The 14,754-nt window shown below is 64.9% G+C and carries 15 protein-coding genes; 2 read left to right on the forward strand and 13 right to left on the reverse strand.

From position 1 onward, the window contains the following. Nucleotides 1-32: 32 nt before the first annotated feature. The 8 genes from AC5O77_RS02405 to moaA all read right to left on the reverse strand — a co-directional run bounded on the left by AC5O77_RS02405 (nt 33) and on the right by moaA (nt 6,647). Entirely contained in the window at nt 33-1,451 is a 1,419-nt protein-coding gene (locus AC5O77_RS02405; RefSeq protein WP_494506407.1) for a NarK family nitrate/nitrite MFS transporter, read from the reverse strand. Between the two features lie 145 nt (nt 1,452-1,596). Then, nucleotides 1,597-1,962 carry a hypothetical protein gene (locus AC5O77_RS02410; protein WP_012511276.1) on the reverse strand — a complete coding sequence of 122 codons (366 nt, stop codon included), beginning with the start codon at nt 1,960-1,962 and terminating at the stop codon, nt 1,597-1,599. Further along, nucleotides 1,959-2,507, reverse strand: a complete 549-nt coding sequence (mobA, locus tag AC5O77_RS02415) for a molybdenum cofactor guanylyltransferase (protein WP_180838509.1) — start codon at nt 2,505-2,507, stop codon at nt 1,959-1,961. The genes AC5O77_RS02410 and mobA overlap by 4 nt, the downstream gene beginning before the upstream one ends. A gap of 138 nt (nt 2,508-2,645) precedes the next feature. Further along, a complete protein-coding gene (locus AC5O77_RS02420; protein WP_110712542.1) occupies nt 2,646-3,146 on the reverse strand; it encodes a molybdenum cofactor biosynthesis protein MoaE in 501 nt (166 codons plus the stop codon). Between the two features lie 3 nt (nt 3,147-3,149). After that, complete coding sequence (locus tag AC5O77_RS02425) at nt 3,150-3,410, reverse strand: MoaD/ThiS family protein (RefSeq protein ID WP_006371550.1); 261 nt, start codon at nt 3,408-3,410, stop codon at nt 3,150-3,152. Beyond that, the gene (locus AC5O77_RS02430; protein ID WP_494506408.1) at nt 3,410-4,663 is read right to left on the reverse strand and encodes a molybdopterin molybdotransferase MoeA; all 1,254 of its coding nucleotides are present in this window, start codon (nt 4,661-4,663) and stop codon (nt 3,410-3,412) included. Before AC5O77_RS02430 ends, AC5O77_RS02425 begins: the two co-directional genes overlap by 1 nt. Then, nucleotides 4,663-5,658, reverse strand: a complete 996-nt coding sequence (gene moaCB / locus AC5O77_RS02435; protein WP_494506409.1) for a bifunctional molybdenum cofactor biosynthesis protein MoaC/MoaB — start codon at nt 5,656-5,658, stop codon at nt 4,663-4,665. Before moaCB ends, AC5O77_RS02430 begins: the two co-directional genes overlap by 1 nt. A gap of 8 nt (nt 5,659-5,666) precedes the next feature. Beyond that, nucleotides 5,667-6,647, reverse strand: a complete 981-nt coding sequence (gene moaA, locus AC5O77_RS02440; protein ID WP_006371556.1) for a GTP 3',8-cyclase MoaA — start codon at nt 6,645-6,647, stop codon at nt 5,667-5,669. A gap of 194 nt (nt 6,648-6,841) precedes the next feature. Between moaA and AC5O77_RS02445 the strand changes: the two genes are divergently transcribed. Next, the gene (locus AC5O77_RS02445; protein ID WP_494506421.1) at nt 6,842-7,246 is read left to right on the forward strand and encodes a ribonucleotide reductase subunit alpha; all 405 of its coding nucleotides are present in this window, start codon (nt 6,842-6,844) and stop codon (nt 7,244-7,246) included. Here the strand turns inward: AC5O77_RS02445 and AC5O77_RS02450 are convergent. Further along, nucleotides 7,240-7,569 (reverse strand): hypothetical protein, encoded by a 330-nt coding sequence (locus AC5O77_RS02450; protein ID WP_494506410.1) that lies wholly within the window; start codon nt 7,567-7,569, stop codon nt 7,240-7,242. The two genes, AC5O77_RS02445 and AC5O77_RS02450, sit on opposite strands and share 7 nt — an antisense overlap. A 566-nt stretch (nt 7,570-8,135) precedes the next feature. Here AC5O77_RS02450 and AC5O77_RS02455 point away from each other — a divergent pair. Next, entirely contained in the window at nt 8,136-8,510 is a 375-nt protein-coding gene (locus AC5O77_RS02455) for a hypothetical protein (RefSeq protein WP_478058327.1), read from the forward strand. A gap of 45 nt (nt 8,511-8,555) precedes the next feature. Here AC5O77_RS02455 and AC5O77_RS02460 read toward each other — a convergent pair whose 3' ends face one another. From AC5O77_RS02460 to AC5O77_RS02475, 4 genes are all read right to left on the reverse strand, one after another. Continuing rightward, entirely contained in the window at nt 8,556-8,891 is a 336-nt protein-coding gene (locus AC5O77_RS02460; protein WP_494506411.1) for a DUF6984 family protein, read from the reverse strand. A 10-nt stretch (nt 8,892-8,901) separates the two neighbouring features. Next, a complete protein-coding gene (locus AC5O77_RS02465; RefSeq protein WP_180838515.1) occupies nt 8,902-9,291 on the reverse strand; it encodes a hypothetical protein in 390 nt (129 codons plus the stop codon). A 180-nt stretch (nt 9,292-9,471) separates the two neighbouring features. Beyond that, nucleotides 9,472-9,891 carry a hypothetical protein gene (locus tag AC5O77_RS02470; protein ID WP_125895737.1) on the reverse strand — a complete coding sequence of 140 codons (420 nt, stop codon included), beginning with the start codon at nt 9,889-9,891 and terminating at the stop codon, nt 9,472-9,474. Nucleotides 9,892-9,985: 94 nt separating this feature from the next. After that, nucleotides 9,986-14,644: an RHS repeat-associated core domain-containing protein gene (locus tag AC5O77_RS02475; protein WP_494506412.1), complete on the reverse strand. Its 4,659-nt coding sequence runs from the start codon at nt 14,642-14,644 to the stop codon at nt 9,986-9,988. Nucleotides 14,645-14,754 lie beyond the last annotated feature (110 nt).

The following is a 14,754-nucleotide window of genomic DNA, read 5'->3' on the forward strand; positions in this document are numbered from 1 at the left end:
GTGTCATCTGGCTGCGGTGCGTTTTCATGTCGTCAGCAGGGTGTCTCGGCACCGCGCCGGTAGTACCACCACCAGGTCACGGCCAGGCAGGTGACGTAGAAAACAACGAATCCGTACAGCGCCATGTCGGGGCTGCCGGTCAAGGTGATGGACGAGCCGTAGCTCTTGGGAATGAAGAAACCGCCGTAGGCACCGATCGCACCGGAGAAACCGACCACCGCGGCCGACTCGATGCTGGCCTGGTGCGCGGCCGTGGCCTTGCCCTCGGCGTTGTCGTTGGCCGACCAGCGCTCATGCAGGGTGCGGAAGATCACCGGAATCATGCGGAACGTAGTGCCGTTGCCGATGCCACTGAGCACGAACAGCACCATGAAGCTGAGCAGGAAGCCATGGAAGTTGCCGCCCTGGCCGTGGCTGGGCAGGAAGTGCAGCACGCCGAACACCGCCGCGATCATCAGCGCGAACACCCAGAAGGTCAGGCGTGCGCCGCCCCAGCGGTCGGCCATGCTGCCACCCACCGAGCGCATCAATGCGCCCAGCAGCGGGCCGATGAAGGCGTAGGCCAGCGGGTTCACGTCCGGGAACTGGCTCTTCACCAGCATCGGGAAGCCGGCCGAGAAGCCGATGTAGGAACCGAAGGTGCCGATGTACAACCAGCACATCAGCCAGTTGTGCTTGCGACGGAAGATCACCGCCTGCTCGGAGAACGACGAGCGGGCGCTGGTCAGGTCGTTCATGCCGAACCAGGCCGCGATGGCGCACAGCGCGATGGCCGGCACCCAGATGAAGCCGGCGTTCTGCAGGAACAACGGCGCCCCGCCCTCCGCCGTGGGCTGCGGTGCACCACCCAGCGCACCGAACACGCCCACGGTGATGACCAGCGGGATCACCGCCTGCGCCACCGACACGCCCACATTGCCCAGGCCGGCGTTCAGGCCCAGCGCCAGGCCCTGCTTCTGCTTGGGGTAGAAGAAGGAGATGTTGGACATCGACGAGGAGAAGTTCGCGCCACCGAAGCCGCACAGGATTGCGATGGCCACGAACACCCCGTACGGCGTGGCCGGGTTCTGTACCGCAAAGCCGAGCCAGAGCGTCGGCGCCAGCAGCGAGGCCGTGGACAGCGCGGTCCAGCGGCGGCCGCCGAAGATCGGGATCACGAACGAATAGAAGATGCGCAGCGTGGCGCCGGACAGGCTGGGCAGCGCCACCAGCCAGAACAGCTGGTCGGTGCTGAAGTTGAAACCGATCTTCGGCAGGCTGATCGACACCGCCGAGAACAGCACCCAGACCGAGAAGGCCAGCAGCAGCGAGGGGATCGAGATGACCAGGTTGCGGGTGGCGACCCGCTTGCCGGTGCGCTCCCAGTAGCCGGGATCTTCCGGCGTCCAGTCGCTGATGACGCGACCCGGACGGGCAGTGCTGCGGACAACAGGATCGCTACCGACGGTCATACATGGCTCCAAGGCTGTGGAATGACGTGGGTACTGCGTTTCAAGTTGTGACCCGTCGTCATGCAGCCATTAGGCCGCGCAGCAACAACGACGGGGTTGATCTGGATCAATCAGGGGCCGGTTTCCGCCGTGCCCCTGACAAATGTCAAACCGGTGAAGCGGTGTTGCGGCGGGTCACCCCGCGCTGGCGCACGCTGTCGCGCACGTCCACATCGAACTGCAGCTGAAGCTGGCCGCCATCTTCCAGGGCAATGTCGAATGGCAGCCCATCCCGGCACGGCAGCCGCGCCGCCAAGGCCTCGACTGCCGGGCGCGGCAGTACCAGGCGGCAGAAGGTGCCGCCATCGAGCAGCACCGGTTGATCGCCGCCATGCAGCGACACCGCCATGCCCCAGCCCTCGATGCCGCCAAAGCGGGTCATGTTCTCGACCGATTCACCGGCCAGCAGGCGCGCCAGTTCTGCCTCGTCCAGGCGAAGCCGTACTGATTGATCCTGCAACTGCACTTTCATGACGCAACATCCTCCCATTGTTCGGGGGTATTGCAGTTGACCAGGCAGGCTTCGTCAACGCTTTCCAGCAGCAGCGCGTGCATCTGCAGGCGGCGCTGGAAGGCCTGTACCGAGCGCGGCCCGTCCGCATCATCCAACATCGCGGCCAGCACGCTACGAGTGGCATTGTCCACATTCAACCGCATGGGAAAGGGATGCCCGTCAAAGATCGTACATGCGCCCCGCCCCTCGGCGGCCAACCGTTGCAGCAGCCGCGGTGCCAGCAACGGCGTGTCCACCGCTACCACCCAGGCTAGGCTATCGGGCATCTGCTGCATCACGCTGTGCAGTCCACCGAGGGGACCGCAGCGCGCCACCTGATCGGGGATGCCGCCGAAGGCCGGATAGTCGCCGCTCACCCACACCCGTTCGGCGCCGGCCTGCAGCAGCAGGCCACGCATGTGTTCCAGCAGCGTGCGCCCCTGCCACGGCAGCAGCGCCTTGTCGCGCCCCATCCGGCTGGACAGGCCGCCGGCCAGCACGATGCCGTTGATGGTTCCATTCATGGTAGAGCCACACCATGCGTGGCTGCGCCGGTTGGATACGCGGGAACGGCCCCATCCACGCATGGCGTGGATCTACTGAACCCCACGGCCATCCAGACATTCGGTGGTAGAGCCACGCCATGCGTGGCTGCAGCGGACTCAATGGTGGTGGTCGTGCGCATGGTCATGGGCGTGTGCGGGTTCGCTGTCCGCGTGGCACAGGCTGCAGCCCTCGCTCCACTCGCTGTCGCCGTCCTCGTAATGCTCCTGCTTCCAGATCGGGCACTGGTGCTTCACCACCTCGATCAACTGCCGGCAGGCCCGGAACGCCTCGTCACGGTGCGGGCTGCCCGCAGCCACCACCACCGCCACATCGCCAATGCCCAACCGGCCCTTGGCATGGGCTACATACAGCTTCAGCTTCGGACCGAACGTGGCCTCGACCTCGGCCGCCAACCGCTTGAACTCGTTCAGCACCAGCGGCTCGAACAGGTCGTAGGTGATCCCGGTCACCGGCCGGCCGATATTGACATCACGCACCTTGCCGATGAATACGTCGATGCCACCGAAGCCCGGATCGGACACCGCAGCGATGCCCTCGGCCGGATCAATCGCCGCCTGCGCGCGGTCCACCACCTTGGCGATGATCTTTTCGCTCATCGCTCAGCCCCCGCTTACCGGCGGCAGGATCGCCACCCGGCCATCGTCGGGCAGCGCCTCGTGGTCACGCAGTACGCGTTGCTGGTCGGCAAACGCCGAGTAGTCCAGCAGGCCCGCGCGGAACCCCGGCCAGCGCGCAGGCAGCAGCTCGCGCAGCGCCTGGCGCAGGTCGGCCACGGTGCCACCGGCCACCTCCACCGCGATCTCGCGGCTGGCATCCAGATCGGAAAAGGCACCAAACAACTGCAGATTCACCTGTTTCATCATGACTCCTGGCTCGCCAGCTGCACCGGGTCATGGTGACCCCAGCCCTGTACGCGCACCGGCGTGCCAGCGGTGGCCAAGTCGCCCTCGGCCTCCAGCACCACCCAGGCGTTGGCCTGCAGCATGGACATCAAACGGAACGATTCCTGCCCGGACAGCACGCGCGCACTCAGGCGCCCCTGCGCGTCCACTTCCACCCGCGCACGCGCGTGGAAGCGCAGGCCCGGCGGCTTGCGCACATCGGCCTGCAGCGGCAGCTGCAACACGGTTTCCGGTGCCAGCCCCAGCAGGCGCCGCAGCACCGGCTCCACGAAGAAGCGCTGGCCCACGGCGGCCGAGACCGGGTTGCCGGGCAGGCCGAAATACAGCGCGCCATTGGGCAGCACCGCAAACAGCAGCGGCTTGCCCGGGCGGATCGCCACCTTGTGGAACACGATGCGCGCACCACGTCCACGCAGCGCATCGGGAACGAAATCGTAGCGGCCGGCCGACACCGCGCCGGTGCTGATCAGCAGCTGCGCGCCTGCGGCCAGCGCTTCGTCGAGCACCGCGTTGAACGCGGCCACGTCATCACCCACCGTGCCCTGCCACACCACCTCGGCACCGGCGGCCTGCAGGCGGCCGACCAGGTACGGCCGGTTGCTGTCACGAATCTGACCGGATTCCAGCGTCTGCGCCGCCTCGGTCACCAGCTCCTTGCCGGTGGCGATCACCGCCGCCTTCGGCCGCGCCACCACCGCCACCTCGCCCACGCCGATGGCATGCAGCAGGCTGCGCGCATTGATGTCCAGCACCTGGCCGGCCTGCAGCACACGTTCGCCGTCGCTCACATCCTGGCCGCGCAGGCGCACGTTCTGGCCCGGCTTCACCGTGCCCTTCAATGCGATGCGGGTCGGGCGGCCGTCCTCGCTGGTAAGGATCTCCACGTTCTCGACAGGTACAACCGTATCCAGCCCAACCGGCATGCGCGCACCGGTCATGATTTCCCAGGCACCCTCGCCGCCCTCGGCACCGGCATCGCCGGCGGCCTGCCAGCCCTGCACCGCGAATTCGGTACCGGCTTCGAACGCAGCGCCGTTGGCGCGCAGCGCGAAGCCGTCCATTGCCGAATTGTCGAACGGCGGCAGCGACTGCTCACTGATGATGTCACTGGCCAGAGTGCGGCCGCCGACCTCATGCAGCGGCAGGCGCTCGGCCGGCAGCCGCGTGGCCGCATCCAGCAGGTGCTGCAGGGCTTCGCTATAGGCAATCATCAGTGGCCACCACCGTCGACCATCGCCAGGGCGTGGCCAAGTACCGGCGCCAGAATATCGAGGCACTGCGCCGCCGCCTTCGGGCTGCCTGGCAATGCGAACACCAGCATGTTGCCCAGCTGCACCACCTCGGCGCGGCTCAGCCAGGCCATCGGCGTGTGCTGTGCGCTCAGTGCCCGCACCATCTGCGCCAGGCCATGCACCGGCCGCGCGTTCAAGGAACGCAGCGCCTCCGGGGTCAGGTCACGCGGGCCCAGCCCCGTACCGCCGGTACACAGGCACAGGCGCACACCCTCGGCCACCAGCGCCTGCAGGCGGCCCGCCAATGGCTCGATGCCATCCGGCAATACCTCGGCGGCCACAACCTCGCCGCCCAGCTTTTTCAGGCCGCTCACCAGGGTCGGGCCAGACACATCTTCATAGGTGCCCTCGCTGGCGCGATCGCTCAGCGTGATCACCGCGCAGGCCGCGCCCTCCAGACCCTTCGGCGCACGCGGCTTGAAGCGCGCGCGCTCGGCATCATCCATGCCATCCGGGTGTAGCCAGACACCGCGCTTGCCACCCTCCTTGAACAGCAGGCGGATGCCTTCGATGCGCAGCGCGGGTTCCACCGGCTTGCTCAGGTCGTACAGGGTCAGCAGCGCCGCGTTGACGCCGGCCAGTGCCTCCATCTCCACGCCGGTGCGCGCCTCGCTGGCGCACTCGCACCACACGCGGATCGCCTGCCGCTCCGGTACCGGCGCGCAGAACACCTGCACCAGTTCCAGCGGCAGCGGGTGGCACAGCGGCATCAGCATCGAGGCCATCTTGGCGCCCTGCAGGCCGGCAATCTCGGCCATCACCAGCGCATCGCCCTTGGGCAGGCGGCGCTCGACGATCAGCGGATAGGCCACCGGACCGGCATGCAGCTCGCCCACCGCCACCGCACGGCGGCGGGTGATGCGCTTGTCGCGGACATCGGCCATATGGAAGGCCGCATTCAATTCCCCACTCATCGTGTTGCTCATCCTCCGATGGAGGCCAGGTGCGGGGTCAGCCCGGTCTGGCCCTGGTGCAGTCCATGCCCGGCCGCTTTCAGGCCAAGCTGTGTGGTGATGCGTGCCAGCAGCGCGTCGTGGTCATCGTCGCTCTGCAGCAGCGGGCGCAGCGGCACGCCGAACTCGCCGAACAGGCACAGCCGAAGATCACCCTTGGCGGTCACCCGCAGGCGGTTGCAGCCCTTGCAGAAGTCACGCGAATACGGGGCGATGATGCCGATGCTGCCGCGATGGTCGGGGTGGCCGAACTCACGCGCCGGGCCGGCATCGGCCGCGCGCGGGCGCTCGTGCCAGCCAGCGGCCAGCAGCTGCTCGATCACCACGTCGGCGCGCAGGTGGTGGCGCTGGAAATAGGCTTCGTTGTCGCCGGTGCGCATCAGCTCGATGAAGCGCACGCTGAAAGGACGGTCACGCAGGTAGTCCATCCACTGCGGCAGCTCGTCGTCGTTCAGGCCACGCAGCAGTACCGCGTTGAGCTTGACGGCCGGCAGGCCCAGCGCCTGTGCCAGGGCCAGGCCCTGTTCGATCTCCGGCAGGCGGTCGTGCCCGGTGATGGTCCTGAAGCGTTCGCGCTGCAGGCTGTCCATGCTTACGTTCAGCGCAGTCAGGCCGGCGCGGTGCCAGCCCGGCAGGCGCCGCGGCAGCAGCGTGCCATTGGTGGTGATGGCCACCTTGCGGATGCCCGGCACTGCCGCCACGGTGGCGATGATCTCGTCCAGGTCCTTGCGCAGGCTGGGCTCGCCACCGGTCAGGCGGATCTTGCTCATGCCCAGCGCGGCGAACGCGCGCACCAGGCGCGCGATTTCATCCACCTGCAGGAAGCGCGGGCGGCCATCGGCCTGGTAACCGTCGGGCAGGCAGTAGCTGCAACGGAAGTTGCAGGCTTCGGTCAACGACAGGCGCAGGTATGGAAAGCTGCGTCCAAAACCGTCGGTGAGTTGGCTCATGGCTGGTCCACCTAGTTGCTCCACCGTCTTGCCTGTGCCCGGAACGGCCCGGAAACCCTCGTCTGCTGGAACGATTGCCAGAGTACGCGGCAGTCAGTTCCATGGGCATGACTTAAATCAATCGCCTTCGGCCCCGCGCGGCAGGCGTTGTGGCAGCATGCGGCTTTCGGTGCAGCGGGCGTGTGACAACCCTCATGATGATGAACGATTTCCAGCAGTTGCTGCACGCCGCAGGCCAGCAGGCTGAACCGCAACGCTTGCTGTTCGTATTCGTGCGCGCCGAGCTGCCCGAATCGCCCACCAGCGATCAGCGCGACCGGCATGATCGCCGCGAGGGCGGCACCCTGTCGCCGGTGCTGTGCGTGGACAAGCTGCCAGCCGAGGTGCCCAGCTTCCGGGCGCTGGCCACCGAATCCACCACCACCGGCATCGACTGGGACCTGGTCTTCGTGGCGGCGTTGGACGGCCGCGCCGGTTTCGCTCCCAACAGCGATGGGGCCGCCCGCCCGCTGAAGCTGATGGTCAACGCCATCCATGACGGTCAGATCGGCCGCTTCGCCGCCTTCGACCGGGGCGGCGAGCCTGTTCAGTTCTATTGAGCCACCAGCTGCAGGGTCAGGAAGAAGATCACCAGCACGGTGTTCAGCCCCCAGGCCACGGTCAGCCCGCGCGCGGCCACGCCCAGGTTCGCGTTGTGCGCGGTGGGCGCCGCCCGCCACACCGCCGGGATGATCCAGCCGGTATAGAGCAGCAGCACGGCAAATACCCCCAGCAGCAGCGTGGTGCGCTGGTTGGCCAGGGCCCAGAGGGCTACCGCCCACAGAATGTTGCTGGGAATCACGCCCTGCAGCCAGAACACACTCCAGAGGCGCGAACGGCCTTGGGTGGCGGGGGTTGGGTGCAGCGAAGCGGTCGCGGTCATAAGTCTCCTTCTGGTTAGGAAACGTGCCGGACCAGCCTGCGCTTGGTGGCTGGGAACGTCAACCCGAGTCGCACGTCACGCTTTGGCGCCGAGGGGGCCAGCGACGCTCGACTCAGGCCCCTGCGGAGCCTGTCGCCATCGCCCCGCCCCACCCGTGCCCTTCCCTCCCCCAGCCTCGACACCTGTCGCAGATTGCACGGTGTGGACGGATCACCACGCCAGCCAGCACTGGCAGTGCTTAACAGCGTGGGAGAATGCCGAAAGCGTCTCCAATCGAGTGATGTTTGCAGCTCTTCTGATTGGCATTGCACAGCGCCAGGGGCTCAGATGGCGTGCCACCGGAAAAGGGTGGCCGGGCTTCGAATCCCGTGTTGGCTTTGAGTAAGTGCGCTTGCCAGCCGGCGTCACCATGCGTGGCGCCGGCTGGCAATCCGTCTGCCGGCTATGGCGGGCGGTGCGTTGGGGGCGTTCGCGCCCGCCGGCTTGAAGCCAACCCGGATTCGAACCACGTACCGCCCGCCACCTTTCGGGTGGCGGCTACCGATTGCCCTGCACGGAGTTCTGCCATGAACGAATCGGACTTCCCCCACCTGCACGCCTACCGCCGCACCGTCCACGACGACGGTCCGCCGCAGGCTGCGCCTGCGGTGGACAGGACCACCTTCATTACCAATCTCCACCGCATCGGCTCCGGTGCGGCGGCCGATGGCCAACCCTGGCCGGAGCGGCATCAACTGCCCGGGCGCTGCCTGGCCCTGGCCGACGCCGATTGCGCGTTGAGCGGGTTGCGGGTGGTGCTGGAGATGCTGCTGGCGGCGGAACGCACCCGGCAGAACGGCGAATCCGGGCAGTACGTGGGCGACCGGGTGATGGAGGGGTTGGTCATGGCCTGCCAGTCGTTGTGCGCGCAGGCGGTGGGCCGGTTACAGCCCGAAGGGTGAACGCCATGCGCAACGGCCTTCAGCGAGGACCGCTTTCAACAGGCGTCAATGCTCGCTGAAAGCGCTTCTCAGATCGACGCCGATGATCGGCGAGAAGTCCACCTTCCACAGCTCCAGCTCGAAGAGCTGATCGTGATTATCCAGGCACAGGGTGAATCTCACCGGCACGCCGTCAGCATCGGCAAGCATGGCCGTAGCAATGTCACTGCCGAAAAGCCGGGTCGTGCTGGACAGGAACACCACGCCCCCGAATCCGACGACACCCACATCCTCCACCTGAGCGAGCGCCAGATCCTTCAACAACCGTTCGGACAGCTCGGTCGTCTCCGGCAGCAGCCTGTGGATGAGGGAGACCTCGTCGGGGGTGAGGAACCTGGGCACGGGATGTCCTTCAGGGCACCGCGTCCGCCATCGGCTGATTCTCGATCCGCCATGTCCTGGCGTAGATGAGAATGACGCTTCCGGTCGAGCTGGTCTCGATACGAAAACACTTCAGACCGGACAGCGGATAGCCGACCGCCTTCCAACGATCAAGAAGATCAGCGAGACCCGGCTCGTCATCATCCACCATGGCAAACTCAATTCCCTCGTCACCCAGTACGCCGAAGTTCATGAGCGCCGAGCACCCGTAGGCTTCCGAGAAGCAAACGGTTGCCTGCCGGCCATCCGGCCAACGCGCTCGCACCCTTACCTCGTCGCATACGCCAGGATTGCTTCTGTTGATGTTGATGGCCAGCAACGTGGCGTCACACCATTCAAGGGAGTTGAAATCTTGGTTCATAGACTGGAACTCCGGGGAAACAACCACGGAGCCCCTGGCGCCTAGCCTCGCCAAGAGCCATTCTCACAAAAAGGACGCTATTGGGCACGCCAACCTCATCAGAACCGAATTCATAGGCCGCATCGCATCCAACGAAATGGAATTGAAGCGAAAACAGCGAAGATTGATACGTGCGCAAACTCACTCTGTCCCTTCTTGATCGCAGCCCTCCTCCGGCTCGTATTCATGGAACTGTTTCACCACTTCCCAGCCAAACTCCTTTTCAAGGGCCTCTCGCACAACACCAGGAACCGCAAACCAGGCAGTGTTAGTGTGCGAGTCGATACCTCGCGAATCGAATTGCGAAAGAAGGTGCACAGTTTCGGCGCGAGACATCTTCCTTTTCTCATCATGGAGAATTGAACGACGGTGCCTTTTTAGAAGGAGCCTCAACTGCTTCAGTGTTGATATCCCAAGCTTGTGAAGTTCAGCCACAACCTCCAAAAGGTCAAAGTCGCCGTAATCATGCCGACGATGAAACAGGCCCAGCACCATCTTCCTCATCCCGGCAGGAGTGACTACCTCCATTTCCTTGACCGCACGCGCATGCAACCTCTTCACCTAGTAAGCCTCAAGTCAGCGCCAGCATCCCTGCCAGCAAGCGAAGATCTTCCCGGCCCTTTCCAAATGAAACATAGCCCATCTTGCAGTTCATCTAGAAGAGCAGTGACGTCGAACCATCCGTAGGGCACATTGCTACATTCGGCTCTGTGAAGTCTACCGCCCCGCAAACCTCTGGAAAGAGACTACACAGGGTCTTGCACGCGTTAACATCTCCATTCTCGCAAGCAACCTGAAGAGCAACTCTGAGTGCGAGCGTGGGTCCGATTGCCTTGGGTGGAAGCAGGAACGACGGCTTCCTCTTATAGGTTGACTTTCCCGTATTGGAGTCCTTCTGCCATCCCCATCCAGGGCGTTTGGGATCATCCTTCCACTTTTTTCCAGGATTGTTGGTCCCATCCGGCGAGCGCGTCTGATTTCGTTCCCCGCGACGTCCCGACATCTCACCGAATGGATCGATGTTCAGCACGGGATCAGATTCGGAATAGGCAAATGTACTGATTCCGCCTTCCAACCCAATTGGATCACTCTGCGAGTACCGCCCAACTACCGGGTCATACTCCCGCTGATTGTTGTAGAACAACCCACTCGCATCCGTCGCCTGCTGGCCCGGGAAGCGCAGCGCCAGCTCGAATGCCACACCATCACCATCCGGGTCGGCACTCGGAATCTGATTACCGAACACTTCGCTCTTGTTGCTCCACTCCCAGATCGCCACATCGCGCACCGGGTCGATCACCACGCGCGGTGTGCCCAGATGATCCGGCTGGACGTAGGCTAACTCCGGCACGCCGGTGCCCGGCACATTGATCAGCGCCACCGGATAGTTGTCCAGCCAGATGGCCTGCTGCTGCGCCTGGCCCGTGGCCGAGTAGTTGCCCAGCCACTGCCCTGCCTCGTCATACAGGGTGATCTGCGCTGCGCCACCGGCCGGGGTACGCAACACGCGCTCGCCACGATGGTTGTAGCCGTAGCTCTCCAATGTGGCGTTACCCTGCTTCACCGCGTTCATGCGATTGGCATCGTTGTAGGTGAACGTCTTGCTGCCGATGCTGGTGGTGTTGCCCGCTGCGTCATGGGTGCGCGCCTCGCCATCCACCGCAGTCAGGCGGTGGCTGGTTGCGGGATAGGTGTAGCTGGCGGTACCTGCCGAGGTGGTCAGCGCGGTGCGATTGCCGGTGGCGTCGTAGGCATAGGTTTCAATCGGCGTGCCGGTCGCACCGTCCTGGGTCTGGGTCAGGCGACCCAGCGCGTCGTAGGCGTACTTGGCCAGTACCGTCGAGCCAGTGCCGTTCTTCAGCTCGGTGATCGAACCGACCGGATCATAGCCGTAGCCCAGCGACAGGCCACCTGCGGCCGGGTCATGTACCGCCTGCGGGCGGTAGTCCAGATCCAGCGGACGCTGCAGCTGGCGGCCATTGCCGTAGGTCCAGCCGGTCGCCGGACCGAAGGCTGCATAGCTCACGTTGTTCACCACGATCTGGCGCGCCTGGCCGGGCCGGGTCAGGCCGATCTGGCTAATGCGGCCCTGGATATCACGCACGTAGTCGGCCACGCTGCCGTCGGGGTAGGTCAACGCAGTCAGACGGCCCGACTTGCTGTAGGCGTAGCGCAGCGTGCTGGCCACACCATTGACGGTCTGCACCTTGCGGGTGACCTGACCGAAGCGGTCATGGCAGTACTGGGTGCTGCCGTTGGCATGCAGCACCTGCCCCAGCCGCCCCTTGGCGAAGCGCTCGTCGGCGGCGCAGGCCGCTGGCGCCACGTCATAGCTGTAGCCTACGTCCAGATTGGGGTCCGGATAGGCGACTCCGATCAAACGGTTCAGCGCATCGTAGTGATAGGTGGCGGTGACGCCGCGCGCGTCGGTAGCGGTCTTGCGATTGCCTGCCGCGTCCACGGTGTAGCTGCTGGCGCCACTGTCCGGGCTGACCTGGCCGGTCAGGTCACCGAACCCGTTGTAGGCGTAGGTGGTGTGCAGTCCCTTCGGATCGGTGATCTGGGTGACCTGGTCCAGCGCGTTGTACTGGCTGCGGATCTCCGCCGCGACGCCGCCCACGTCCTGCAGGGTCTGGGCCAGGCGGTTCAGCGGGTCGTACTGCTGGCTGGTCACGCGCTGCAGTGCGTCGGTCACCGTCTGCAGGTTGCCGTTGGCATCGTAGGCAAAGCCGGTAGCGTGATTGCCTGCGTCCTTCAGCGCGGTCAGCTGGCCGAGCGTGTTGAACGTGCGTGCCAGGGTACGGCGCAGCGTGCCACCGGTGTCCAGCGCGTCTTCCTTGAGGCGGTTGCCGGCATTGTCCAGTGTGTAGTGAATCGTGTTGCCTGCGTTGTCCTCGATGTCGGTCAAGCGCAGCGCAGCATCGTAGACGTAGGAAACGCTGCTGCCATCCGGCTCGGTGATCTTCTGCACCTGGCCCGTCGGCCAATAGCTCAGCTGGGTGACCCGATCCTCGGCAGTGGTCGCGCCGCGTACGGTGATCGAGGTCGGCCAGCCGCGAGCATGGTACGTGTAATCGGTGACCACGCCGTTGGCGTCCTTGACCGACAACGGCCGCCCGAACGCGTCGTAGGCCAAGGTCTCGACCGTCTGGCCCAGCGCATTGGTCACGCTGCGCAGGTCGCCCTTCCGGTAGCCACAGGTAGCGTTGGTCGCGCAACCCGCATCATCCGCCGGGTAGTAGGCGTAGGTAACGGCATCAACCACATCCGTGCGCGGACCATCCACGCTCTTCAGCAGCCCTTCCACAGGGCAGCTCCCTGCCGCAGCCACGTCCGCGGCTTCGCAATACGTGTAGCTGGTGATGCGCGTCTGACCTGACGCGATGTCGGTCACCGTGTTGGTTGTCGGCTGACGCCGGGTATTGAAGGACGTTCGGGTTTCACGATTGCCGATGCGAGTGGTCAGTACCGCATTGGTTTCGACGTCGCGCGCCGTGGCCACCACCCGCTGTTCGGGCAGGCCGACCGCTTCGGTCACGGTATGGATGCTGACGGTGCGGCCGCTCACCGCATCGGTACCCTGCGCATAGGTGTGCTTGGTCTGGATGCCGCGACGATCAGTGTAGGTATCCAGGCGCCGGCGGAAGTCGACACTCTGGTCGTAGTAGGTCCGGCTGACGGTTCCCTGCGCATCACTCAGGCCGGTTACCTTGCGCGACGGCGCGGTGTCGCCGCCGGGTGTCAGGGTGTAGTCGGTCTGCCGCCCAAGCGCATCAGTCACGACTGCACCGCCGTTGGGGCTGTAGGCGAGCGTCACGCCATCGGCACCGCCAGCGTGCTGACTGGAGATCACACGACCGATGGAATCGTAGGTAAAGGTGCTGTAGCGGCGACCGTCCTCGGCGGTGATGCCGGTCAGGTGCTGGGGGAAGTCCTGGTTCTCGTAGTGATACGTGCGCACCCCGCCACCCGCATAGGTCACCGTGGCGACCTGGTTCTGAGGCGTGTAGGTATAGGTGGCCAGCGGAATGCCTTCGACCAGCACCGAACTGATCAGCGCCTCGTAGTCGTTGGACTGGTAAACGAACTCCAGCGTGCGGCCACTGCTGTGGGTGACGGCCGCAAGGCGATCGCTGTCATCGTAGATATAGGTCAGCGACGTGCCATCCGGAAAGCGCTTGGCGACCAGACGCCCGTCCGGGCCGAAGGTCGAGATGGAGCCCGCCGAATACAGCGTCCAGTTACCGTTCTGGACGAGGCGATCGCCACTGTCGTCGTCCGCCTCATAGGCTTGGCCGATCTTCTTGAATGCCCGTTGGAAACCGGTGCTTTCAATGATGCCCACACTGTCAGCGCCATCCAGTGCCAGGTGGGCGCCCAGCGAATGGGTCCAGCCATAACCGAAGCCACCGGAGGACGTGGAAATGCCGGAGTGATAGAAACGCGTCAGTGCGATCCAGCCAAGATCGAAGTCCGGCGCAATCTCATACTTCTCGCCCGTTTTAACATCACATGGGTTGCCGACATTGCCGTCGCAGGTACCGCCGTTGGAGGCCGGGTCATTGTCGGGAATCGGACTCATGTTCGCAGCTGTATCGTTGCGGGACATGGGGCAGCTACCGTTGCCGCCGTCCTTGTCGCACTTTTGCGACTTCGAGGTGATGGTCGCAACGAACTCTTCGCTGACGCAGGCGCTGTGCTTGTTGGACCACTGCGTGAGCGGAACCGGGCAATTCAAGCGCCGGGTACGCGCGACCGCAACCGTCCCGGTGTACGGGGTGCAGGGCGATTCAGCCGTATTGTTGCCAGCCATTGAAGTCAGATCGTAGTAGCGCGACTCGATGACACCTTCCTGATCGGGCGAAGCCGCAAACCAATCGCCAGACGGAGTGACCGCCGCCCCGGGGCACACGGGATTGCTGGCTTGTTGGTCCGCAAGAAAATCGGCCACCATCGCCTCTTCCGTCGGGAATATGTCACGCCCGATGTAGGACCAGTCCGGGTCGGAGGGCTGCGTCTTCCCCATCCAGTAGGTGATCGACGTGTTTCCGTTCAAGTCCACGACTTTCGACTTGATCTTGTCGACAGATTGCCAGCCGAACTGGAACTCCGGCGGGAACGGGCTGGGCGCCGGCAGATTCTTGATGGCGGCCACCGCCGCCTGCTGGGTCTTGTATTGGGTCGCATCGCCGCCGGGCTGCGAAATACGCCAGGTGATCTTGCTTTCCTGCGCCTGTGCCACAGCAGGGGCGACGAAGCCGACGGCAACAATCGCCAGCACGGCACGCGAGAGGGTCTTCAGTCGTTCCAACATCCCTGTTCTCCTTCCTGGACGAACACAGCGCCGGCGGGAACGAGAACGCGGGGGTAGAGCCCCATCACGTCATGCTTCGGATCGTCCCTGGTCCGGAATGCGGCAGTGCC

The organism is Stenotrophomonas sp. INTA L402-1, from assembly GCF_059295135.1.